This is a genomic window from Saccharopolyspora sp. ASAGF58, assembly GCF_012277335.1.
Lineage (GTDB): Bacteria > Actinomycetota > Actinomycetes > Mycobacteriales > Pseudonocardiaceae > Saccharopolyspora > Saccharopolyspora hattusasensis.
This window is the reverse complement of the sequence record NZ_CP040605.1, coordinates 7,979,322-8,002,107: the sequence shown is the minus strand read 5'-3', so window position 1 is coordinate 8,002,107 and position 22,786 is coordinate 7,979,322. Positions and strand designations below refer to the sequence as shown.

The following is a 22,786-nucleotide window of genomic DNA, read 5'->3' as shown; positions in this document are numbered from 1 at the left end:
TTGGGCTGCGAGGGCTGTCGAGACCGGCGATCCACGCGTGGTGGCGCACCAGCGCCCGCACGCTCGCTGGCATCCGGACTACCGAGACATGGCTCGGCCCCACTCGGCATGCGGTAACGTGGCTGGCGATCAAGGAGTCGCTGCTAGCCGGGGAGGACATGTTCGGCAATGTCCTTAGCCGCCGACTCCGCGCCGCTGCATTGGATGAAGATCACCGACCCGGATGCGTCGATTCCGGATCATCCGCCGGGAGTCGACGTCCGGGTCATGCTGCCCGATCACGCCGAATTTGCAACACTTCAGGAAAAGTTGCTCGTCGATGGTATTCCGGTTCGGACAGCGCGGTACCTCGTAGAACAGGACACCATCAGCACCCTCGCGCACAACGGCCGGTTGGCTGTCACCAGCGGTGAATGCCACTTGATACGTGCTACACCGAGAACTTTCCCGAGCGCGTTCGGCCCGGCGGCGTCGGCGGCCCGCGATACCTACGATCTACTTTGGAACACCCACGCGCCGATCGATTCCGGGCCGGTCACGTCCAAGCCCGCGAGTGAAATTGTGCCATCGGACTGGCTTGGTTTCCTGCCCCACCGGATGCTCAACCCAGCGCAATCCGAGGCAGCGCCGCACATTCTGCACGGCGAGGAGAACGTGGTCGTCGTCGCGCCTACCGGCACCGGAAAGACAGTGATCGGGATGATGGCGGCCCTGCGCGCGATCAAGGAGCACGGGCGCAAAGCAGCATGGTTGGTGCCGCAACGATCCCTCACCGACGAGCTGAACCAGGAACTCGACGCGTGGCGCCAGGGCGGGCTACGGGTGGAGCGGCTCTCCGGTGAGTACAGCGTCGATATCCAACGCGTGCGCGATGCCGACATCTGGGTCGCCACCACTGAGAAGTTCGAAGCGATCTGCCGCGCCTCGTCGTTCCGGGAAGCGTTGGGGACGGTGGGCTGTCTTATCGTCGACGAGATCCACCTCCTCGGGGACCCAACCCGGGGCTCGGTCCTCGAAGCTCTGCTCGCCCGCGTCAGAGACGGCGATGCGCGGACGCGGATCGTGGGTTTGTCGGCGACCGTATCCAACGCGGGAGAAATCGCAGACTGGCTGCACGCCGAGCTGGTGCGCACGGCGTGGCGGCCAAGCCGGTTGACCTGGCAGCTTCCCACGATCTCGGCGCATTCGGACTGGAGTCAGAGCGAGGCCGCCCGCACCCGATTGGCCAGTTCCCTGACCGGTCTCATCACCTCGGACGGCGGGAGCGTGCTCGTGTTCTGCGGCAGCAAGCGAGGTGTCCGCCAAACCGCGCTGATCATCGCAGGCAGCCGCGGAGCGAACATCGATGGCGTTCACCCGGACGACCTCGACCGGCTCCACACCGCATGCCGGCAGGCGCGGGTCGGCTTGCATTACAAGGGTTGGGATCACCGACAAGACGACGAACGAGGCTTCCGGCAACGCGACCTCGACGTGCTCGTGGCGACCTCGACGGTCGCGGCCGGGGTGAACCTGCCGGCCCGCGCGGTGGTCGTGCGCGATACACAGGTCGGCTTGAACAACATCGATGTCGCCACCGTGCAGCAGATGTTCGGTCGAGCGGGACGCGTGGGCACCGGCGAAAACCAAGGCTGGGCTTTCCTGATCGTCAACGAAACCGAACGGCCGCACTGGCAGGCCCGGCTGAGCCGAGGCCACAAGGTGGACTCGCAGATCCAGTCGAACCTTCCCGACCACATCCTCGCCGAAGCGGTGCAACAACGCATCCACTCGCTCCGGGAAGCCGAGCAGTGGTGGGTGCAGACGCTCGCCCACCACCAGGGCAGCCACAGTCTCGCCCCACTCCGGCATGCCGTCGACTTCCTGGTGGAAGGCGGCTATCTGAGCGCCACCTGCACCCCCGACGACGACATCGCGCTCGCACCAACCGAACTCGGCACGGTGACCGCGCGCATCATGGTATCGACTACGGTCGGACACGAACTCCGCAAGGCGCTCGCGGGCGAGCCGGTGCCCGCCGACGCCGAAGTTGCCGAGCAAGTTCTCATCGGCGCGTTGTCCACAATTGTTCCGAAACTCGCCCAGGCCTCGATCAGCGAAGACCTGAAAACCACGGTCCTGCGACTGATCGAGTCGAACGGACGGCTCCACGACGACGTTCGCCCAGCCGGAACCGGGCAGGGACGTTACGCGCCCGGCGATCTGGCGAAAGCGACGCTGCTCACCGCCGCGAACACGCCTTCCGCGTTTCACACGCGCGCTCGGCAGATCGGTGGCATCCCATACCCGACCATGTACCCGGTGCTCGAAGAAGCACCGCGATACCTGCACTGGCTGGGCACCCAAGGGTATCTCCGCACCCTCCATCCGTGGTGTGCGATCGTCGCTGCCGATCTGAGCAGGCGCATCCGCTGGCGGCGCTGCCAACCGCCACGAGGAGCCGGCAGATTGCTGTGGATGTGCGAACAGATCGCAACACCGCTGCACGCCGAAGACGCGGTCCCGAAGCTGTGGGAAGCCGCCACCGCACGCGGAATCACAAGGCCGGACTGGGAATCCACCAGTCGACCGCAAGGCTGCCGCCTCGAACAGGACGACTACGTAGCGCTGCTGCGCGAGCGCGCTACCGGAGCCGTCCTCCGCTCGGAAAATGGCAGGGGCAGAGCGAACGGCCCAGTCGGATCGATCGCCATCACCTGGGCGGGGACGAAGCGCGCAACCGCGATTCTGCACACTGGCCAGGCAGTGCTACCCGCTTTGCCGGACCGTTCCGAGGAGCACGCTGAGATCGCCCTGTTCACACGGCGCGGTGACTACTGCGCCACGGGCTGGCTCGCCGCCTACTCGGGCATCAAGCACGGCTCTGATCAGTGACCTCATGCAGCTCCGAGCCAGGTGTTACCGCGCGGAATAGCCCGCCACCCGACACTGCAGCGATGGGGCCGCCCGATGCGTTTGCCGTTGGGGCTCCCGCGGGGGCCGGTTACGCTACCGTCGACCGGCCCCCGCGGGGTCTCCTCCTGCCGGGGGGAGGTGTGACAGGAGGAGACAGCCGGGCCACGATCTGACCGGAGCAATACTGGCCGAGCCGCAGCACTGGCAACAAGAGTTGTCCAGGCACCATCGTCGGCCATTTCGGGCAGCCACTTGACGGATTCGGTCAAGACCGTCAACGCGTGCGACGTCGGAGGAGTCCGCAAAGTCTTCAATCTGGGGTTGGTCTCGTGCGGTTTCCAGAGGTTCACATTGGTCGTCGGTTGCAATGGTCCAGAGTTGCCGAGACGCCGCACTCACAGGTTTGCATGCCGGGCGGTACTTTCGTGCAGCATAGCTGACCGAAAGTGCCTCTATATGGCGCGGTGAACGCGCCGATATGGATAAACTTCAGGCGCCGTGTGGAGTCGAGGGCCGGCCCCCGGAATGTATTTGGAGTGGCACAAATCCACCCTCCCCTCCGCCGCACGTCAAAAGCGTGAAAAAGCTCAAATGGCTCAGGTGCGAACCATCAATTCATTTAGCAACGGAGTTGGTCGGGATGGCAGTCAGCGCTGTTATCGCGGGATTGGCTGCGTGGTTGCCTCCCGCGGTTGTCACGAATAACGATTTGTGCTCGAGGCTGGACACGTCCGAGGAGTGGATCGAGCGCCGCACGGGCATCGAGCAGCGTAGGGCCGTCTCCAACGGTGTGGCGACGGTGGACTTGGCGGTGGAGGCCGGCGGTCGGGCGCTGAAAGCAGCCGGGGTGCCCGGGGTCGATGCGGTCGTTGTCGCGACGACCTCACCAGACCGGATCTGTCCGGCCGGAGCGCCGGAGGTGGCGTCGAGGCTCGGGCTGGGCCCTGTCGCGGCTTACGACCTGACCTCTGCGTGCAGTGGCTTCGTCTATGGCCTTGCCACGTGCGCCGGGCTCATTAGCGCCGGCGTCGCAGAAAGTGTCCTTTTCATTGGTGCCGAAGCGTTCTCGACGTTCATCGACCCGGGGGATCGCACCACCGCACCGATCTTCGGCGATGGAGCCGGGGCGGTGGTCCTGCGTCGCGGAAACCCAGATGAGCCGGGCGCGATCGGACCGTTCGACCTGGGAAGCGACGGCGCGCAAGCGGATCTGCTGGCCATCCAAGGTGGTGGCTCACGGCAGCGGTCCGCGACCGGGCTCGGTCACGGCGAGGTGCCGACCGAGGACTGGTATCTATCGATGGCCGGACGGGCGATCTATCAGCAGGCGATTGCCCGGATGACGGAATCGTCACTTGCCGTGCTCGATCGTGCCGGCTGGTCGTTGACGGAGGTGGATCGCTTCGTCGGACACCAGGCCAACATCCGCATCCTGACCTCCGTCGCCAACCGGTTGGGTATCGCGTCGGAGCGGGTTCTGATCAACATCGATCGAGTCGGAAACGCCCTATCGGCGTCCATCCCACTCGTCCTGGCCAGCGCCGCCGCTGGCGGCGAACTGCGCCCGGGGGACAGGGTGCTGATCACCGCATTCGGGGCGGGATTGTCCTGGGGTTCCACAGTCTTGGTGTGGCCGAACATTCCGGTAGACAGTCCACTGTGAATTTTTCGCCTTGAATCCAGAAGGAGACCGTGATGAGCGATTTGTACACCCGACTCGGCGAATTACTGACGAGCTGGTTCGATGTCGAAAACTCGGCCCTGAGGCCCGACGCCTCGCTCGACGACCTGGGCCTCGACTCATTGGCGCAGGTAGAACTAGGTCAATTGCTCGAGCAGAATTTCGGGGTTGAGGTCACCGATGCCGAGATGGAGAAAATGGCCACGTTGCCTGACATCCTCGAAGCGTTGGAGAAAAAGGGAGTGACCGTCTGATGTCCGGATTCACGGTGGCGGTCAACGGCCTCGGGCTCATCACGCCCGCGGGGATCGGCGTGGAAGAGAACTGGAAGCAGGTCGCCGAAGGTGGTCCGACGGCGGCCACCGACGCCTGAGCCGGCCGGGCTCCAGGTCGACTTTTCCGGCCGCGCAACGGGTTTCGATCCCGCCGCGAGTCTCAGTGCGCGTCGCGAAACCAAGCTCACCGAGGAGCACGAGCGGGTCGCCGGCGGGGTGGTCCGGGCGATGTCGATCGGTGTGGTCGACGAGGTGATCGACCCGAAGAGCACCCGCCGCCGGGTCGCCGAAGCACTGGCCGCTGCCCCCGCAGGCCGCGGTTGGCACGGCAACATCCCGCTGTGACCGGCTGTGGCTCGTGAGTGACAAATCCGGTTCTTGCCGGAATGAACACTCACGACCTCTGACCGGTAAGAAGGCCGCCCCGCACCGAGAGGCGGCCTTCCATCGTCCGCAGTGGACTCCCGGTAAGGTCCCAGTGGCGGCGGTCCGACGCGGGGCAGGGAACGGCGACGACGGTTTGCGCGCCACCAGCACACCGCTGGCGCCCGGGCGGTCGAGGGGGACGCACACCTTCCACCGTCAGGTTGGTTTCGCGGATCCAGGCTGAGTATTCCGCCGCGGTGAAGTTGCGTCCCCAGGTCTCCACGAGCATGTTCAGCGTGGTATACGGTCCAGCGATCCCGTCGCCCGAGTCCTGAGGCACTGGGGCGAAGCGGGCCTGGAAGAAGCGCAGGGTCGCGGGTTCGTGTGTGAAGGACAGGCCGGTGACGGCCCGGCTGTGCTGGGCGGTGCGGATGACGCTGTCCGCGACCACGTCGAGGTGGCTGCGGGTGTAGACCCGGCGCGGGATGGTCAGCCGCAGCAGTTCCAGCCTGGGATGCCTGTCCTGCTCACCGCACCGGCCCGGTCTGGGGGCAGCAGGGTGGCGAGCGGCGAGGATAAGCACGTTGAACAGAACGAACGTGCCGGCCTGAATCCAGAACATCGGTGGTTCTCCTTCGGTTGGGCGAGGGGTGTGTCAATTTCGCGAGAAATTGACGTTCACCCGGGTGACGGTCAATTTCTCGCGAAATTGCGCCGTCCTCGGGTGGTCGCAGGCCGTGGTGAGGGGCCTCGCGGGTCCAGTGCACTTCGGACCGATCGTGCAGCTCCGCCGCGCCCGCTTCTGCTCCGCAGAATGCCTTCACCCGCTCCTCGCGCGGAACTTTCGTTGCTGCAATTGGGAAAGCGTGGCGGCCCTCTCGTGACCGGGCGCCAGACGTAGGTCAAGTAGGCAGCCATCAGAGGCTCCCGTCAGAGTCGATTAGTGGCTCTCCGCAGTTGGCCGGAAACTGTAACTGCTCGCATACCCTCCGGATGCGACCAGATCACCGGTCTTGCCGGGAACTTGTGCCGGACAGCGCTCTGACGTGCGCAGACTGGGCCGAGACCCTTCGGGATCAGGCGATGGGGCGATCACTGGCTGTGTCGTCCCGACTACGACTTCCGGCAAGCTGCGAAGAGCCCGATTAGTCTGCGCACCCGCGCCTTCCGGGCCCAGACCAACGGCCAGGTCTAACGACCACGCCAACCTCGACGGCCTACCCGCTCGCCGTGCCCGCGGCCTCCCAGGTCAGTACACCAGGCGGAGATGCGGGCTGGGTCCGCGACCCAGGTCTCGTGATGTCTGTCGCTTGCTAGGGCATCGAGCCCAGCGCGAACCTCGACGGCACTGATGCCGCGCACGACCCGGTGTCCTTCATGCTATTTCATCAACTACTGAACGAGAGGAAATCCATTGAGCACCCAGCCCTGAACTTCCCCAGGCAGATGGATCAACACCTGGTCAAGGCTTGGATAGTGACGAAACCCCGGTACCCCCGTGGCGCCAGCCATGAAGACGGTCAACGACGCCACGACATAGACCACGGCTCCGGCGGCCATGAGTTTCACGCGAGACCTCGACGCGCGCGGCGATGACATCCGGGGTTTCGATGAACAACGCGCGCCACTATGGTGGACCGATGGCGTCGGTCAAGCAGGTCCAAGTCACCTTCGACTGTGCAGAACCTGAGCGCGTCGCTCGTTTCTGGTGCGAGGTGTTGGGGTACATCGTACCGCCGCCACCGGAGGGGTTTGCTACTTGGGACGATTTCGATCGCTCGCTGCCGCCTGAACGTCAGGGTTCAGCGTTCGCCTGCATTGATCCCTCAGGTGTGGGCCCGCGGCTGTTCTTCCAGCGCGTTCCCGAAGGCAAGGTCGTCAAGAATCGGCTGCATCTTGACGTGCGGGTCGGCACCGGGCTCGTGGGTGAAGAGCGCCTCACCGCACTTGAGGCCGAGTGCGCACGACTGATCGCCCTCGGCGCGGTACGCGTGCGACTACTGCCTGCCGATGGCTACGACGAGTCGTGCATCGTGATGCAGGACATCGAGGGCAACGAGTTCTGTCTCGACTGAGGGGCCGCGAACGTGTCCTCGTTCTGGCCGCATGGCCAGGACGAAGAACCGCCCCCGACCTGTCAGGCGCAGTCGAGGGTGAGGCGGCACCCCTTGTGATCAATCCTCGAAGATGGCGACCGCCCGGGTCCACCCTGCCGACGCGGCGTGGACCTTCACCGGGAAGCAGGAGACCAGGAAGCCGGTGGGCGGCAACGACTCGAGGTTGTGCAGCTTCTCCAGGTGGCAGTACCCGATCTCGCGCCCCACCCGATGTCCCTCCCAGATCACCGAAGGATCGCCTTCGGCCGCGTACCTGGCGGCTGTGTGCACGAACGGCACGTCCCAGCTCCACGCGTCGGTCCCGGTCAGTCGCACGCCTCGTTCCAGCAGGTACAATCTGGCCTCCCGGCCCATACCGCAGCCGGAGGACACGTAGTCGTCCGCGCCGTACTTCATCCCCGCGGAAGTGTTGACCACCACGATCTCCAGGGGTGCCAACTCAGGGCGTGTGCAAGGTTGATCTGAGGGTTGCGGCGGGTTTCTGTCCAGGTGGGACGCGAGACGAGGGCGCGGTTTCCGGTGGGAGATCATCGGGTTGTCCAAGCCGTGACGGTCTATCCAGGAGCCGCGCTCTTGTGTTCTTGGCTTCCCTGATTCGGGTTGTGCTTGACCGGCCCACCGTCACAGTCGAGTCCTTGCGGGGTCGTGTGGACGGTCTCTGGCGGGCTCTGGAGGCGGTGGGCGGGGAATCCTGTATGGGTTGCCGTTGCTGCCGGCCCTGGCGGTGCTGGCGGTGACCGCCGGTGCGAAGACGTTCATCGAGTCCGCCTCGGCGGAGAGAACCCGCAAGTTCCATTGAAATCGAACCTTCGATTTCAATGGAACTTGCGGACCGTCGGCGTGTCGCACCCCGACACGCCGATGCCTGTGGACAACCTCCGCAATTTCAATGGAAATCGTGGGCGGGCACGGACGTGCCAGGGCCCGCAGCCTGAAAGGTCCTTGTTCTGGACGGAAACCTGCGAACCGATCTGCTCGGGGCTCGGCAGGGCATCTGGATATGGCGCTGGCGCCGCCCGAACGGCAAAGCCGCCGGTATCGAAACGGTCCACCACCTGGCCAACCTGCCACCCACCTGGCCAACCTGCCACCCACCTCCCTATCCGAAACTACCTAAACCGGACAGGTCAACCTTGCACACGCCCTGGCCATCATGCCGAGCATGAAGATTCCAGTGATCGGGATCGGAGCCGGCCCAGACACCGACGGCCAGGTCTTGGTCTACCACGACCTGCTGGGCATCTTCGACGGCTTTAAGCCCAAGTTCGCCAAGCGCTGGGCAGACGTGCGGACGACGATGATCGACGCAGTCGGTGCGTACGCCGCCGGGGTACGCCGACAGGATTTCCCCGCGCCCGAGCACTGCTACGCCATCAAGCCGGCGGAGCTCCAGCAGTTCATCGAAGGGCAGGACCTAACTATCCCCGCGCAGGCCCCGTCTTTCGCGGAACAGCCGGTTGGGGTTGGTGGGCACACGGCGAACGCTCAGCCGTAAAGCGCCCAGGACGTCCTTGGGTTCCAGGGTTGTCGCAACGCCTGGACTTCGGGGAAGCGATGGGTTTAGAGATTCGTCGGGACCGTCCGCCGCGGGGGCGCAAAAAGCTGGTCTGGGAGCGGCCCGCTTATTTTGATCTTGCGTGAACGGTGTGAGCAGCTGGGAAGCGTGGCGGGTTGTGGGGATCAACTACGTCATCGGTAAGAGGTGGCGCAATGGTCGCAACCCCGCAATAGTCGCAATCCGCCGTGGGCATGACGTTGGGTCACCGCCGAGTACCAGGGCGGTGCCCCGGTCTTGTTCGTCCCGCTATCTGAACGAGGACGAACGCCTCGGTGCCACCCTCGTCGACGCCCTGACCGGCTGCGGCGCGAAACCGTTCGTGGTGCCCGCGATGGGCAGCCACGGCGGCGGCACCGCGGAAGGCCAGCGGCAGGTGCTGGCCGAGTACGGGATCACCGATGCTGGGCGTCCGTTGCCCCGCAGCTCCCCGCACTGGGCTGTCTGAGCCGTTACGTGCACGTAATCGGAGCATTGTCGGCTGCCTGGTCAGGCAGCCGTTACAGGATTTACGGGCAGAGTGGGCCACTTTCGGATCCCGGGCCGCTGACAATGGGCGGCGGTTGGGGCATCCTCCTTCGCGAGGAACCTCACAAAGGGAACCCTCGCAACCAGAAGGGACAGTGCCAATCTCTCGCACCTTCCCATCTCGCTGGGCAAGCAGCCAACGCTGCCTGTGCCTTGGTTTCTGAACTTTGGTCGACGCCCTCTAACTGGATGGCGGCGACGGATTTTAGTCGGCATCGGGCGATACGGAGACGAGCCTTGGCCATGAAGATAGTCCGAACGGTAGCCGAGATTCGCGACTACGCAAGGGAAATGCGCCTGCGCGGACGAAACATTGGTCTCGTCCCCACGAAGGGCGCGTTACACGGGGGTCATGAATCCTTAATGAAAGCGGCGCGACGAGAGTGTGACGTCGTGGTGGTGTCCGCTTTCGCCGACCCGGCTCAGTTCAGCGACGAAGGCGGCTTCGAGGACTATCCCCGCGACGAGCAGCGTGATGCGGAGATCGCGGCCCGACTGGGTGTGGACGTGTTGTTCGCTCCGGAAGCGGCGGAGATCTCCCCGGACAAGTTGGCCACGGCCGTTGGCCTGGGCGGGCCGCTGGTCGAGGTGATTCGGCGCACGGGGCTGACCAAGGACGGCCAGTTGCCGGGGAAGTGCACGATCGCCACGAAGCTGTTCGACATCGTTGAACCGGACGTCGTGTTCTTCGAGGAGAAGGACCTGCCGGACTGGGTTGCGGCGGAGCGCATGGTTCGAGACCTGAACCTTGCGGCGTCGGTCAAGGTGTTGCCGACAGCACGAGAGTCCGACGGTTTGGCGATGTCGAGCCGCAACCTGCGCCTGGGTGACCATCGGCCGCAGGCTGTTGCGCTGTACCGCGCGCTGCGTGCCGCTGCCGACTCGCTGAGCAACGGAGCAACCGATGCGGCCGTTCTGCGTGAGCGCGCGCTGGCAGCGATAGCGGTGGAAGTCCTGTCAGGTGACGTTGAACTCGACTACTTCGAGGCGCTCGACAGCGAAACCCTCGAGCCCGTCGAGACGGTGGCGAATCCGTTGCTGTTGGCCATAGGTGCACGAGTGGGAGCGGTCACCTTGTTCGATATTATCCGTCCAGACTTCGAGACCCAGACGCGCATCGACGCCGGCACCGAAATGCAACGATGCGAAGAGCGCCAGGCCGCCGACCACGCCCATCCGTCCGGAGAGTCGGCTGTGGACATCGTGATTTCGCGCCACAGCTCCGATGAGCGCATTGGTTTGATCAAGCAATTGCTCGACGGGACCGACGAATCCTACGATCCGTTGAGAAGTGACCTTGCGGAATCGGATGTTCGGGGCAACATCGAAAACTTCGTAGGTGCGGTTCCAATCCCACTTGGACTGTGCGGTCCCCTCGAAATCCGGGGTAGGGAAGCGCGAGGAACCTTCGCGGTCCCAATGGCCACCCTCGAGGGCACCCTGCTCGCATCGTATTCGCGCGGAGCTAAGGTGATGAACCGGTCGGGAGGTTGCGAGACCCTGGTGTATGACGACTATTTCTTGCGTGCCACCCAGCTCACCACGGATTCCCTCGATGCCTCGGCGCGGCTCATCGAGTGGTGCCGGGAACGCGAGGACGTTATTCGCGAGATAGCGGCCGGCAGTAGTCGTCATCTCGGGGTGGCGGAAATTTCCTATGATTGTGCGGGTACTTCCGTCATCTTGTCGCTGCGGTGCACCACGGGTGACGCGATGGGTAGCAACATGGTCAGCAAGGCCGTGAGCCTGGTGTCCAATTATGTCAAGAAAAACAGCGGCCTGGTGCGCGAGGAATTTGTGCCGTACCCGGAGGACAAGAAGAACATCCCTGCCCGCAAGAAGGGGAAGAAGGTCATTGCCCGCACCGTCCTGAAAGAGGAAGTGGTGCGGACGATGACCCGGGTTGGCCTGGATCAACTGGCCAGGTACATCCGGAACTACAAGAATGCACTGGCCCTGCACGGAAGTCCTTCCCTCAATATTCATGCGGTCAACGGCATGGCCGCGCTGTTCCAGGCCTTCGGGCAGGACATGGCTTACCTTGGTGAATGTTCACAAGGAGTGGTGGACTGCCAGTTCCTGCCGTCCGGTGATCTCGAGGTGTCCATAACCTTGCCGACCCTCATCGTGGGGACTGTTGGTGGCGGAACTGGGCTTCCCGCTTTCCGCTCAACGCTTTCCATAGTGGACTGCTATGGTGCGGGAAAGGCCAAGAAGCTCGCAGAGATCATGGCCGCCGTGATACTCGGCGGCGAAATCGGCTGCGCTGCGGCGCAATGCAGCAACGAGTTCGTCGCGGCACATGAGTCGCTGGGGAAGAACCGGCCAATCGAGGCCGTTCCTCAGTTGGTGCGACCACGGCTTCCGGTCGGCGAGTTCATCGATGACACGGTGATGAGTCCAGCATGACCACAACTGTTGAGAAAGTCGATGTCACCGTCTCAACGCCGGTGCCGTCGCCACAGGTCGACCCTGCCGCACTACTTCCTGAACGGGAGCCGTTCCAGGTCCTTGGAACGGCCAAGGCCGCTGACATCGACGACGAGCTCTTGCGGACCCTGTACCGGGATGTTGTGCGGGGTCGACGCTACAACCTGCAGGCAACGGCGTTGGCGAAGCAGGGAAGACTCGCCGTTTACCCATCAACCACCGGGCAAGAGGCGTGTGAGGTCGCGGCCGCCCGCGCCTTGTCACCGCAGGACTGGCTTTTCCCCACCTACCGCGACACGCTCGCCGCAATTGTCCGAGGCGTTGACCCCGTTGAGGCTTTGGCAGTGATGCGTGGGGACTGGCACCACGGATACGATCCCTACGCGCATCGGGTTGCCCCGCTGACCACACCGCTTGCTACCCAGCTTCCGCACGCTGTCGGGCTCGCGCGGGCCGCTCGGTTGAAAGGCGAGGACACCGTTGCCCTCGCGATGGTGGGGGACGGCGGCACAAGCGAAGGTGACTTCTACGAGGCGGTCAACTTCGCTGCGGTTATGCGGGCGCCGGTGGTCTTCCTGGTGCAGAACAACAGGTTCGCCATCTCCGTCCCGCTGGCCAAGCAGAGCGCCGCACTGGCGCTGGCCGACAAAGCGGTCGGATTCGGGCTGCCGGGACGTCTTGTCGACGGCAACGACGTGGTCGCCGTACACCAGGTTCTCGCCGAAGCCGTGGAACGCGCTCGGCACGGCGACGGACCTACCCTGGTGGAGGCGATGACCTACCGCATCGATCCGCACACCAACTCCGACGATGACAGCCGGTATCGCGACCCCTCGGAGGTCGACCGGTGGCGCGGGCACGACCCGGTCCTGGTGCTGGAACGATCCTTGCGCGACATGGGCGTTCTCGACGACGCCGACGTCGAGGCAGCGGCGCGCTCGGCCGACGACTTCGCAGCAGACCTGCGCGAGCGCCACGACCACCCGCCTAGCCCGGACCCGATGACATTGTTCTCGCACGTCTTCGCCAACAAGACTCCCCAGTTGAGCGAGCAGGAAGCAATGGTGCGGGCCGAACTGCAGGCGCAAGCAGAAGGGGACGGCCAACTGTGACTAAAGCTTCGGCCGTTGTTGCGGGATCAGTCCCCGAAGCAAGGACTCCGAACCAGCGCTCGATGACGATGGCGCAGGTACTCAACGCAGCCCTGCGGGACGCTTTGCGCGAGGATCCAGCCGTGCACATCATGGGCGAGGATGTGGGTACGCTGGGCGGAGTATTCCGGATCACCGACGGATTGGCCGCCGAATTCGGCAGCGACCGGTGCGCGGATACTCCCTTGGCGGAGGCGGGGATCTTGGGAACCGCCGTGGGAATGGCGATGAACGGGCTGCGCCCGGTCGTGGAGATGCAATTCGATTCCTTCGCATACCCGGCTTTCGAGCAACTGGTCAGCCACGTCGCCCGCATGCGCAACCGGACGCAGGGCCGCATCCAGCTACCGATCACCATCCGCATTCCCTACGGCGGCGGAATCGGTGCGGTCGAGCACCATAGCGACTCATCTGAGGGCTACTACATGCACACGCCGGGGCTGCACGTCGTCTGCCCGGCCACCCATGCCGACGCCTACGGCCTGCTGCGGGCATCGATCTCTTCCGATGACCCGGTGATCTTTCTGGAACCCAAGAGGCTGTACTGGTCCAAAGCTCAGTGGTCGCCGCAGTCCATTCCGGAAGTGGATCCTATCGGCACCGCGGCGGTCCGTCGTCACGGGACTTCGGCGACGCTGATCACGTATGGTCCAAGCCTGCCGGTGTGCATGGAGGCGGCGGACGAAGCCATCAAGGAAGGCTGGCAGCTCGAAGTCCTGGACCTACGCACATTGGTGCCGTTCGACGACGAAACGGTGTCCGCCGCGGTGCGGCGGACCGGACGCGCGGTCGTGGTGCATGAGTCTGCCGGTTTCGCGGGTCCGGGCGCGGAGATCGCGGCGCGCATCACCGAGCGGTGCTTCCACCACTTGGAAGCGCCGATTCTGCGGGTCGCGGGGCTGGACATTCCGTACCCGCCACCGATGCTGGAGAGCCACCACCTGCCTTCCGTGGACCGGATTCTCGATGCCGTGGCTCGCCTGCAATGGGAGTCGAGCCCATCCGATGGGGAGAGCTGCTGACATGTCGCCGATCCGTGAGTTCCGGCTGCCTGACATCGGTGAAGGCCTCGTCGATGCGGAAATCGTTCGATGGCTCGTGGAAATTGGCGATCACGTGCGGGTCGACCAGCCGGTGGTCGAGGTGGAGACCGCAAAGGCCACAGTCGAACTGCCTTGCCCGTACGAGGGAACAGTCACCAGTCGGGTGGGAGCGGTGGGAGAGGTCCGCGCTGTTGGCAGCACTCTGGTGACAGTCGAGGTCACGCCCGAGCGGTCGCAGGATGTGGGCAAGGTGCTTGTCGGCTCTGGCGTCCGTGCCGTTCCCCCTCGGAACCGCCGCCGTGTTCGCCCGGTGCCTGTTCAGCACACCGCGAACACCGTCGTGCGTCCCACATCCGTCCCACATACCACCCCGCCGGATCTGGCCGGCGCACCGGTCGCTGTGGTCTCACCACTGGTTCGCCGCCTCGCCAGGGTGAACGGGATTGACCTGCGGACTGTCGTGGGCACGGGCGCGGGTGGCCTTGTCCTGCGCGCGGACGTCGAAAGAGCGGTAGCCGCAGCCCGCCGAGCCGATGCGGTCGAGGGTACGGAAGCCGAGCGCATTCCCATTCGCTCGGTGCGCAAGAAAATCGCCGACAAGCTTTCCCGCAGCCGACGTGAGATACCAGACGTTACGTGTTGGGTCGATGCCGATGCGACCGACCTGCTCGCGGCCAGGGACGTACTCAGCTCCGGGACCGATCGGACTGGTCTGCTTGCGCTGCTGGCACGCATCTGCGTCGCCGCCGCGCTCCGGTACCCCGAATTGAATTCCACAGTAGATACTGGTGGCCAGGAGATCATCCGCTTCTCCAACGTCAATCTCGGCTTCGCGGCACAGACTGACAAGGGGCTGCTGGTTCCGGTGGTGCACAAAGCCAACCGGATGACCCTCTCGCAACTGTCCAGTGAAATCGGGCGGCTCGCCGAATCCGCTCGGGCCGGCACGCTGACTCCGTCCGAACTGACCGGTGCGACCATCACACTGAACAACTACGGCCGTTATGGAATCGACGGTGCCACACCGATCATCAATCACCCGGAGGCGGCGATGCTCGGCGTGGGCCGCATCGTGGCCAAGCCCTGGGTCCACGAAGGTGAGTTGGCTGTGCGCCAGGTCGTGCAACTCGGCTTGACATTCGACCACCGAGTCTGCGATGGAGACGTCGCGTCCGGTTTCCTCCGCTATGTCGCCGATCATATCGAGCAGCCGCTCAAACTCATCTCATCGCTGTAGCCAGGAGGTAGCCATGTCTCTCATGTCCATGCCGGACGAGTACGTCCACGGCAAGGTCGACGTGTCGGTGCTTGGCCGAAGGATTGATGATATCGACCAGCGCGGCATCGAATTGCTGCCTGCTCGCCGAGACCTGTCCCGGCAGGTTCAGCGCACCCGCACCGATGTGGGAGGACCGCGGATTGAGCCGGTTCGGGAAGCGGAGATCACCGAGACCTACCGGGTGAGTTTCGGCGATGGCGGCAGCGCCTTCGCTGCGGCGTTACTTCGGATTTACCGAGGATGATAAAAATGCGTCAAGTGAGAGAACCGAACTCGATCCTTTCCCCGTCAGCCGCACAACAGCCGATCTGGCCGGACCCGGAAGCTTTGCGGGCCGTGGTGGCGAGGCTGGCCGAACAGCCACAGCTCGTTTCGCCCCGGGAGTGCGACCTGTTGCTGGACCGGCTTGCCGCGGTCGCGCGAGGTGAAGCTTTCTTGCTCCAAGGAGGGGACTGCGCGGAGACCTTCGCAGCGACCTCCCCGGAAACCATCGGCCGCAAGGTGCGCTTGCTGCGCCAGATGGCCGAGATCCTGGCCGGTAGCGCGAACCTACCGGTGGTGACGGTGGGCCGCATCGCAGGGCAGTACGCGAAGCCCCGGTCGTCGCCCACTGAAACCCGCGCTGGAGCAACACTGCCGAGTTACCGCGGCGACGCTGTGAACGGGCAGGCGTTCACAGCCGAAGCACGGACTCCGGACCCGCGCAGGCTCCTCCAGGCGTATGGGACGGCGGCCGACACCTTGGCCGAGCTTCGCAAGTTGGATGAGCGCACACCGAGCGGTGAGCTGGGACTGCCATCTCCGCGAACAAGCAAGTCCGGCCTGAGCGGCAGCGAGATCTTCACCGGTCATGAGGCCTTGCTGCTTCCCTACGAAGAAGCGCTTTGCCGCACGGACCCGTTGACTGGGCGGCGCTACGGCACATCGGGCCACTTCCTGTGGATCGGCGAGAGAACAAGGAACCTCGATGGTGCGCATGTGCAGTTCGCCAGCGGTATCGGCAATCCGATCGGCGTCAAGCTGGGTCCAACGGCGAACTCCGACGACGTGCTGGCCTTGATCGACAGGTTGGATCCAGACCGTCAGCCGGGTCGGCTCGTACTGATCACTCGAATGGGCGCGAAGAAGATCCGTGACATGCTACCGCCACTTGTGGAGAAGGTGACCGCTGAGTGCGCACCCGTGACATGGGTGTGCGATCCCATGCACGGCAACACATTCGCCTCGCCCGGTGGTTACAAGACCCGGCTCCTCGACGATGTGCTCGACGAGGTGACGGGCTTCTTCGAGGTGCACCACGAGCTGGGTACACATCCGGGCGGCGTGCACCTGGAGCTCACCGGCGAGGCCGTCACCGAATGCGTCGGTGGAACGCCGCCGGTGCACGTAGACGATTTGGGGCGGCGGTACGAGACAGCCTGCGATCCGCGCTTGAACGCAGATCAAGCGCTCGAGCTCGCCGCCGCGGTGGGTAATCTCGCTCGGCCGCGATGATGCCGGTACCAACGGTGTTGGGCCACCTGCGGGTATCGGCGTCCAGGTCAACGGCACGCTGCGGGCCGGCATGACACTGGCACTTCAGATCTCCGACTTCGCTGGGCTGTCGCTCGCGCCGGAGGTCAGGCGGCGGGCCGTGACGAACAGGTAATTGTTCGGGGACCAACTGTCGATGATCTCGAACCCCATTTCACGGATCCGGCTCGTCAGCACGTCTCGATCGAAGGAGGACACGTTGAACGCCGTTTCGTGACGCCGTTGGAAATGTCTCTGCAGGGGCCGGGCCGCGGTCTGAAAGGTGAGCAGGGTCAGCGAACCGCCCGGCCGCAGGACACGGGCCATCTCACTGAGCGCGGCCCAGGGGTTCCCGAACAGTTGGAGCGCGTTCCAGCAGTTAACCGCACCCACCGACCCGCTGGCGATGGGCAGGCTGGTCACGCTCGCGCGACCAATCGGGATTCCGGGAAGCGCGGCGTGGAACTGATCGACCATCGCCCTGCTGACGTCCACACCGACGACCCGGCTGGCGCCCACGATGTCGGCCAATGGCCGGGTCCACCTGCCCGATCCGCACGCGACGTCAAGGACCGGGCCATCCACCGGGCGGACATGGTCCAGGAGGTACGCGTACTCGTCCTCGAAGGTGATCTCGCCCGCCCAGTCCGCAGCCATGAGCGCCACGAAACTGAGCCGGTGGGACTCATATCTGGCCACGTGCAGGGGATCCTTGAGGAACATCAGGCCTAGCCCCGCCTGGCTGAATTCCGTGCCGGGTAAGAAGTCGACGACCGTGTCGGCGATCTCGTACCGTTTGCCGCACCGCGGACATTCAGACTGGAGAGCCAGGTCCAGTGGGTTAAGACAGTCGGGGCAGCAGAAGACATCGCGTTGGTGGTGCGGCACTGCCGCACTCGTGGCGGTGCTCTGGGTGCCAGGTGCGGGTTCACGGACGTCGAGACGATCGCGGGTGTCCTGGAGTAGTTCCGCAGGTGTCCGTTCTGGGACCGGGAGATCTGCCGATTCGCGATCCGCCGCGTCCTCCGCCTGCGCGCCGAGGAGCGCCAGGATCGCCATCGTTTCCAGATCCCGGATCTCACGATGGTCCTCGTCGGGCAGGGCGAGGCTCGCCCGCCACTCCTGGTCGATCTGCTTCTCGTGGGTGTCCAGCACCCAGTGCGTCGGTGAGGGCCAGCACCGGCCGAGTGGGAAGCGGGATTCGGCAGCCGGGTCCTCGGTGCACCGGGCCACCCGTGCCGCATCCGGTGCGGACACGTGCGGAGACCGCGTCAACCCCTCGATCAGGTCGCCCTGGGCTGGGAAGTGGGCCAGTAGGTACAGCAGTGACGTCCTGGCCGCGTTCTCCGCCGACCCCAGCCGGCTGAGGAGCTCTCGGTAACCGTCATAACCCTTCGCGACCGCGGCGTACACCGCATCGGGTAGGGCCGGGTCCGGCGCGTGCCCTTCGGCGAACACTCCGAGCGCCAGAGCCAACCACGGGCGCCACGCCGGGGCGACGGCCGGCAACATGGTGCTCAAGTGCTCAGCGGCGTCGACGGTGGCCGGATACACCCTTCCCTCGAACCAGACATCCGAAAGAAGCTGATCGAACAACGCGGGGCGGTAGGAAAGCTGGCCCGATTCGGCGATCAGGCGTGCGGCCTGAAAGAAGTTGGTAGCGGGACCGAAGCGGCCCGCCGAAGGTGGAACTGAATCGATGTTTCGCACCAGGATCTCCTAACAAGCACGCCGGGTGCCCGGCGCGGTCGCGGGTGTGGTCCGTCCGGTCTCGCCCAAGCTGTGTCCGACTGATGAGTCAGCGGGCATACCCCCTACACCCCACGACAATTCGCCGGCAGCGGAGTCGTATAACAGTTTTACTGGTATAGCCCAACGTGAGATCAATATTGCCGTAAGCTGACAGCGAGCGGCGTGCCGTTGCCCTTTACGCGGCTTTCGCTGCCCGTTTGTACTGCCTTGGGCCGTCGATGACCGCCAGCACCGGTTTGGTGCCGTCCAGCCCCGCTCGCGTAGTCCGAAGGCTCGCCGCAGCACGGCGGTGACCATGGCCAAGCGTGTGGACTGCGAAATCGCCGCCAGTCCAGGAGTTTCCTGGCCGGTGGTGCGCGCCGCCTTCACCACCGCGGCAGCGGACTTGCGGCCTGCCCAACCCGCATCGGCGGAGGTCCTGCGAAACGGGCAGCGCGGCGTGTACAAACGTGCAGTCGTACGCTAACCCGACGCACCCTTATGCGACTATTTTCACATTGGTATATGCCCAATGCGGCGACCACATCGCACGCGTCGCAATACTGGACGCAGTACGTGGAGGTACATCTAATAGATCTCGTAAGCAAGACCTTGTCCCACGTGGTCAACTTCGTTGAGCGGGCACCCTATCGACGTCGCGATCGACGTCGCAGCCTCGTTGGAGCTGTTCCAAGATCTATCCTCGTTCAGGCAGACCTGATCTGGCTGGGGCGATGACCAGGAAAGGGAAATCTGGGCACCGTTGCGAAGCCATTCGGGCAGGCTTCTGTGTCGGTTCTCGAGTTGTGGACGTGTCTTTGGCAGGTTCTAGCGCAACGGTGTTTCGGGAGGTTGAGGTTTTCCGGTGTTGACTGGTCGCATTGTTCGGTTCGAGGAAGAGCGCGGGTTTGGGTTCATCGCTCAGGATGGCGGGTCTCAGGAAGACGTGTTCTTCCACATCGACTCGCTCGGGCGTGGCTGGAGTTCGCTCGCGATCGGTACCAGGGTGACGTTCGAGGTGATGGAGGGCCAACGGGGGCTCAAGGCGTATAACGTCCATGTCGTGGAAGGCAATGGTGGCAATGAGGCAAAGCCTGCCGCAAAGCCTGCCGTCCCGCCGACCGTGAAGCCTGCCGCCCCGCCGACCGTGAAGTCGACGGAGGCGGAGGAAATGTGCGACGTCCTAACCGAGGATGAGCTGCGGAGCGAGGTAACTGAACAGCTTCTCCAGCGACTTCCCGGTCTGACCGCTGAGCAGATTCAGCTAGTTCGCGAGGATTTCGTTGCACTGGCGGCGAAGCACGGCTGGATTGTCGAGTAGGTGGCTGCGTAACCGGATGAGCGGGGCAGAGGGCGCACGAGTTGGGTCCCGTGGGGCTCCACGCCAGGCATGCGCCCTGATGCTCCGCTTTCCGGGCCGGCTGGCCGCGTTATCCGGTTAGATGAGACCTGAGCGGATTGCGTAGGCGACGGCGTGAGCGCGGTTGTGGAGGTTGAACCGCTTCATGAACTGGTAGAGGATGTTCTTGACAGTGCGTTCTGAGTAGTGCAGTTTCTCGGCTATTTGTTGGAGATCGAATCCTTCGGAGACGAGGAGGAGCGCATCTATTTCGCGGTTGGTGAACCCGGAAGCGGTCAAGTCTTGCGGTGCGAGTACTTCGCGGTAGGTGTGCACGATTTGCTCGATGAGTGCGCCTTGTAGTGAGGTGGGGAAGTATCCGCCACCGCTGCCGACGGCACGAACGGCCTGGACGAACGACGTAGCGGAGAAATGTCGGCGCCACAGGACTCCGCGAACACCCTGTTCTACCGCAGCGGAGATGTCGGCGTGCCACCGGCCGCCCACGATGAGGAGCAGGGGAGTGGCAGCCTCGGGCCTGAGTAGCTGCAGCTCTTTCATCGTGGATATGTCGGCGTTTTCGATGACGATCACGGCCACATCGGCTTTGTCGTCCCCGGTCTCGACGATCTGCTTGTCTCCGTCCAGGCAGTTGGCCAGTCCCAAGTGCGTCAAGTGATCCGGCGAGTGAATGACCACGCGGATTTTTTCCATTGTTTTTTCCTGCATAGTGGTGCTCGTTCTGGAAATGCCAGGGCGCTTCGCTACCTAAGCTTGGTCAGTCTTTTCGGTAGGTAGGACAGCCGGGATCTTTCCAGGATTGTCGAGCACGGCGCGCAGCGCTTTCTTCAATCAGTTCGCTCGCAGTGCGGATCGTTGTGTCCGGTGCCTCGCCGTGGATACCGGGAGCGCAAGTCGCGGCAAGCGCCTGCGACCAAGGTCTGAAATCTGCTTGCTCGGTTGGATCTGCGCCGATGATATCCGCGATAACCGCCACCGGGCGCACGAACCGGCGATGCTCGGGATCGTCGGGTTCGTGGTGACTCGACGCGCCATGCCACGAATGCTCCGAGCCGAAAGTCTGATTTTCCCGCCCGCTCCCGGTTTCCCGCAGCTCGTTATACGGCGGTAACCGATCCGACTCTTTGTCCGTTAATCGATACAGCAAGGCGTGTGTGGCCATGCCTACCTCTCTGTGAGTCCCTGTTGGTGCGGGTAAGGCGACTGTAAGAGGGCGTGTGGGGCGTTGTTACGCCTAGAAACGCACGACAACGGCCCACACGCGCACGACTGCGCTGTCGGGGCCGGTTGGCGGTTTACTTGATCGGGAAAGGTCTCCAGCGCGGTTAGCCGGCGGCTGGCGGGCCGCCCGGATCCGTGAGTGTTTGTGGGTGCTATGGCACCTGCAAACACTCACGGGCGTTCTCCTGCCACTGAACGGTCTAGTGGCGCCAAGGCACACGGCCTAGACTTCCCGGTATCCGTCCCTGATACAGCCCGAGGCCGCGATGCCACCGACTTACCACGTGGATACCATCAGCGTGGATACCACCAGCGTGGACCGGCCACGCGCCGACCAGCTCGAATACTGGTGCGAGCGGATCAGCTCATTCCATTGCACCGCCAACTCCCGAGTCCTCCGGCCGGACGACTTCCAAGGCCGCGCAACCTGCCAACGCACCCGGTCCTACCAACTCGTGACCTGGGGCGTCTCAACCCCGCAATGGGTCCAGCGCACCAAGCGCCATATTCATACCGGCCCCGACGAGCGGTACAGATTCGTCGTCACCACCCGCGGCACGCTCGCGTTACGACACGCTGGCAACCAGCGTATGCTCACCGTCGGCACCGGCGCGCTGTTCACCACGAACACTCCGTTCGACCTCGGCGTCGGATCCCGTCATAAGGGCATGATCCTCACCATGCCCAGGCGCGAGATTGACCACCGTCTCGGTCGCGGCGCACTACTCAACACCGAAATGGACCTCACCCGCGGTCTCGGGCGACTAATCCACACCAGCCTCGTCACCCTCAAAACGGAACGCCACACCCTCACTGCAACCCAATTCGACCGAGCAAGCCAACACCTCACCGACCTGGTTTGCCTGCTCGCCCTCGGCGATACCCAGCCGCCGACAAGCCACGCGCGCGAGATCGAAATCCAAATACGCCAACACATTCGCGGCAACGCGCGAGACCCTAGACTCAACACGGAATCCATCGCACAAGCACTCGGCTGGTCGCAACGACAGATCCAAACCGTTCTGCGCCAAGCCGGAACCACCCCAAGCGAACTAATTCGCCAAGAACGCCTCCACTACGCACAACAACAACTCGAGAACCCCGCCAACGTTCACAAAACCATCACCCAAATCGCTTACGAATCCGGATTCAACTCGGCCCACACCTTCACTAAGGCATTCCGCCAGCATTTCGGCCACACTCCAAAAGACCATCGCGACCACTAATGTCCGGCTGTTTCGCTTCCGGGGTCTGTCGGCAGGGCGTGTGCAAGGTTGACCTGTCCGGTTTAGGTAGTTTCGGATAGGGAGGTGGGTGGCAGGTTGGCCAGGTGGTGGACCGTTTCGATACCGGCGGCTTTGCCGTTCAGGCGGCGCCAGCGCCATATCCGGACGCCCTGCCGGGCCCCGAGCCGGGCCCCGTGCAGATCGGTTCGCAGGTTTCCGTCCAGAACAAGGACCTTTCAGGCTGCGGGCCCTGGCACGTCCGTGCCCGCCCACGATTTCCATTGAAATTGCGGAGGTTGTCCACAGGCATCGGCGTGTCGGGGTGCGACACGCCGACGGTCCGCAAGTTCCATTGAAATCGAAGGTTCGATTTCAATGGAACTTGCGGGTTCTCGCCGCCGAGGCGGACTCGATGA

19 protein-coding genes and 1 pseudogene are annotated in these 22,786 nt (G+C 64.1%); 15 read left to right on the top strand and 5 right to left on the bottom strand.

The genetic code is table 11. The annotated features are described in order from the left end of the window. Positions 1 to 168: 168 nt before the first annotated feature. From FDZ84_RS37370 to FDZ84_RS41450, 4 genes are all read left to right on the top strand, one after another. Positions 169 to 2,874, top strand: a complete 2,706-nt coding sequence (locus tag FDZ84_RS37370) for a DEAD/DEAH box helicase (RefSeq protein WP_168589681.1) — start codon at positions 169 to 171, stop codon at positions 2,872 to 2,874. Between the two features lie 661 nt (positions 2,875 to 3,535). Continuing rightward, positions 3,536 to 4,558: a beta-ketoacyl-ACP synthase III gene (locus FDZ84_RS37365; protein WP_168589680.1), complete on the top strand. Its 1,023-nt coding sequence runs from the start codon at positions 3,536 to 3,538 to the stop codon at positions 4,556 to 4,558. A 32-nt stretch (positions 4,559 to 4,590) separates the two neighbouring features. Continuing rightward, positions 4,591 to 4,830 carry an acyl carrier protein gene (locus FDZ84_RS37360; protein WP_168589679.1) on the top strand — a complete coding sequence of 80 codons (240 nt, stop codon included), beginning with the start codon at positions 4,591 to 4,593 and terminating at the stop codon, positions 4,828 to 4,830. Positions 4,831 to 4,920: 90 nt separating this feature from the next. After that, entirely contained in the window at positions 4,921 to 5,196 is a 276-nt protein-coding gene (locus FDZ84_RS41450; protein ID WP_246868692.1) for a hypothetical protein, read from the top strand. 49 nt (positions 5,197 to 5,245) lie between these two features. Here FDZ84_RS41450 and FDZ84_RS38380 read toward each other — a convergent pair whose 3' ends face one another. Further along, on the bottom strand, positions 5,246 to 5,839 hold the full coding sequence (locus FDZ84_RS38380; RefSeq protein WP_210435368.1) for a hypothetical protein: 594 nt from the start codon (positions 5,837 to 5,839) through the stop codon (positions 5,246 to 5,248). Positions 5,840 to 6,857: 1,018 nt separating this feature from the next. Here FDZ84_RS38380 and FDZ84_RS37340 point away from each other — a divergent pair. Then, positions 6,858 to 7,292: a VOC family protein gene (locus FDZ84_RS37340; RefSeq protein ID WP_168589678.1), complete on the top strand. Its 435-nt coding sequence runs from the start codon at positions 6,858 to 6,860 to the stop codon at positions 7,290 to 7,292. Between the two features lie 99 nt (positions 7,293 to 7,391). Here FDZ84_RS37340 and FDZ84_RS37335 read toward each other — a convergent pair. Then, positions 7,392 to 7,775: pseudogene (locus FDZ84_RS37335) on the bottom strand (cyclase family protein); the annotation flags it as partial. A 712-nt stretch (positions 7,776 to 8,487) separates the two neighbouring features. On the opposite strand from FDZ84_RS37335, the gene FDZ84_RS37325 reads away from it, so the two are divergent. From FDZ84_RS37325 to FDZ84_RS37290, 8 genes are all read left to right on the top strand, one after another. Beyond that, complete coding sequence (locus FDZ84_RS37325) at positions 8,488 to 8,829, top strand: 3-methyl-2-oxobutanoate hydroxymethyltransferase (protein ID WP_371812745.1); 342 nt, start codon at positions 8,488 to 8,490, stop codon at positions 8,827 to 8,829. 286 nt (positions 8,830 to 9,115) lie between these two features. Continuing rightward, entirely contained in the window at positions 9,116 to 9,337 is a 222-nt protein-coding gene (locus FDZ84_RS37320; protein WP_168584150.1) for a hypothetical protein, read from the top strand. A 323-nt stretch (positions 9,338 to 9,660) separates the two neighbouring features. Further along, complete coding sequence (gene panC / locus FDZ84_RS37315) at positions 9,661 to 11,826, top strand: pantoate--beta-alanine ligase (RefSeq protein ID WP_168590640.1); 2,166 nt, start codon at positions 9,661 to 9,663, stop codon at positions 11,824 to 11,826. Further along, complete coding sequence (locus FDZ84_RS37310) at positions 11,823 to 12,959, top strand: thiamine pyrophosphate-dependent dehydrogenase E1 component subunit alpha (protein WP_168589676.1); 1,137 nt, start codon at positions 11,823 to 11,825, stop codon at positions 12,957 to 12,959. The genes panC and FDZ84_RS37310 overlap by 4 nt, the downstream gene beginning before the upstream one ends. 68 nt (positions 12,960 to 13,027) lie before the next feature. Then, the gene (locus tag FDZ84_RS37305; RefSeq protein ID WP_210435822.1) at positions 13,028 to 14,020 is read left to right on the top strand and encodes an alpha-ketoacid dehydrogenase subunit beta; all 993 of its coding nucleotides are present in this window, start codon (positions 13,028 to 13,030) and stop codon (positions 14,018 to 14,020) included. 1 nt (position 14,021) lies between these two features. Beyond that, positions 14,022 to 15,278, top strand: coding sequence for a dihydrolipoamide acetyltransferase family protein (locus FDZ84_RS37300; RefSeq protein WP_168589674.1), 1,257 nt, complete (start codon positions 14,022 to 14,024; stop codon positions 15,276 to 15,278). A 13-nt stretch (positions 15,279 to 15,291) separates the two neighbouring features. Next, positions 15,292 to 15,564, top strand: a complete 273-nt coding sequence (locus FDZ84_RS37295) for a chorismate mutase (protein ID WP_210435367.1) — start codon at positions 15,292 to 15,294, stop codon at positions 15,562 to 15,564. Positions 15,565 to 15,569: 5 nt separating this feature from the next. After that, positions 15,570 to 16,814: a 3-deoxy-7-phosphoheptulonate synthase class II gene (locus tag FDZ84_RS37290; protein ID WP_210435366.1), complete on the top strand. Its 1,245-nt coding sequence runs from the start codon at positions 15,570 to 15,572 to the stop codon at positions 16,812 to 16,814. A gap of 84 nt (positions 16,815 to 16,898) precedes the next feature. Here the strand turns inward: FDZ84_RS37290 and FDZ84_RS37285 are convergent, their stop codons facing one another. Then, positions 16,899 to 18,542: a class I SAM-dependent methyltransferase gene (locus FDZ84_RS37285; RefSeq protein WP_168589671.1), complete on the bottom strand. Its 1,644-nt coding sequence runs from the start codon at positions 18,540 to 18,542 to the stop codon at positions 16,899 to 16,901. 886 nt (positions 18,543 to 19,428) lie between these two features. Between FDZ84_RS37285 and FDZ84_RS37280 the strand changes: the two genes are divergently transcribed. Next, entirely contained in the window at positions 19,429 to 19,884 is a 456-nt protein-coding gene (locus FDZ84_RS37280) for a cold-shock protein (RefSeq protein WP_168589670.1), read from the top strand. Positions 19,885 to 20,001: 117 nt separating this feature from the next. Here the strand turns inward: FDZ84_RS37280 and FDZ84_RS37275 are convergent, their stop codons facing one another. Both FDZ84_RS37275 and FDZ84_RS37270 read right to left on the bottom strand, forming a co-directional pair. Beyond that, positions 20,002 to 20,631 carry a response regulator transcription factor gene (locus tag FDZ84_RS37275; RefSeq protein ID WP_246868691.1) on the bottom strand — a complete coding sequence of 210 codons (630 nt, stop codon included), beginning with the start codon at positions 20,629 to 20,631 and terminating at the stop codon, positions 20,002 to 20,004. A gap of 49 nt (positions 20,632 to 20,680) precedes the next feature. Beyond that, entirely contained in the window at positions 20,681 to 21,085 is a 405-nt protein-coding gene (locus FDZ84_RS37270; RefSeq protein ID WP_168589669.1) for a hypothetical protein, read from the bottom strand. A 358-nt stretch (positions 21,086 to 21,443) separates the two neighbouring features. Between FDZ84_RS37270 and FDZ84_RS37265 the strand changes: the two genes are divergently transcribed. Beyond that, the gene (locus FDZ84_RS37265; RefSeq protein ID WP_168589668.1) at positions 21,444 to 22,370 is read left to right on the top strand and encodes an AraC family transcriptional regulator; all 927 of its coding nucleotides are present in this window, start codon (positions 21,444 to 21,446) and stop codon (positions 22,368 to 22,370) included. Positions 22,371 to 22,786: the final 416 nt, after the last annotated feature.

Bases quoted from the DNA above. Each gene is read 5' to 3' on its own strand.
- FDZ84_RS37370 (WP_168589681.1), top strand. From the start codon at position 169: ATGTCCTTAGCCGCCGACTCCGCGCCGCTGCATTGGATGAAGATCACC.
- FDZ84_RS37365 (WP_168589680.1), top strand. From the start codon at position 3,536: ATGGCAGTCAGCGCTGTTATCGCGGGATTGGCTGCGTGGTTGCCTCCC.
- FDZ84_RS37360 (WP_168589679.1), top strand. From the start codon at position 4,591: ATGAGCGATTTGTACACCCGACTCGGCGAATTACTGACGAGCTGGTTC.
- FDZ84_RS38380 (WP_210435368.1), bottom strand. From the start codon at position 5,839: ATGTTCTGGATTCAGGCCGGCACGTTCGTTCTGTTCAACGTGCTTATC.
- FDZ84_RS37340 (WP_168589678.1), top strand. From the start codon at position 6,858: ATGGCGTCGGTCAAGCAGGTCCAAGTCACCTTCGACTGTGCAGAACCT.
- FDZ84_RS37325 (WP_371812745.1), top strand. From the start codon at position 8,488: ATGCCGAGCATGAAGATTCCAGTGATCGGGATCGGAGCCGGCCCAGAC.
- panC (WP_168590640.1), top strand. From the start codon at position 9,661: ATGAAGATAGTCCGAACGGTAGCCGAGATTCGCGACTACGCAAGGGAA.
- FDZ84_RS37310 (WP_168589676.1), top strand. From the start codon at position 11,823: ATGACCACAACTGTTGAGAAAGTCGATGTCACCGTCTCAACGCCGGTG.
- FDZ84_RS37305 (WP_210435822.1), top strand. From the start codon at position 13,028: ATGGCGCAGGTACTCAACGCAGCCCTGCGGGACGCTTTGCGCGAGGAT.
- FDZ84_RS37300 (WP_168589674.1), top strand. From the start codon at position 14,022: ATGTCGCCGATCCGTGAGTTCCGGCTGCCTGACATCGGTGAAGGCCTC.
- FDZ84_RS37295 (WP_210435367.1), top strand. From the start codon at position 15,292: ATGTCTCTCATGTCCATGCCGGACGAGTACGTCCACGGCAAGGTCGAC.
- FDZ84_RS37290 (WP_210435366.1), top strand. From the start codon at position 15,570: ATGCGTCAAGTGAGAGAACCGAACTCGATCCTTTCCCCGTCAGCCGCA.
- FDZ84_RS37275 (WP_246868691.1), bottom strand. From the start codon at position 20,631: ATGCAGGAAAAAACAATGGAAAAAATCCGCGTGGTCATTCACTCGCCG.
- FDZ84_RS37270 (WP_168589669.1), bottom strand. From the start codon at position 21,085: ATGGCCACACACGCCTTGCTGTATCGATTAACGGACAAAGAGTCGGAT.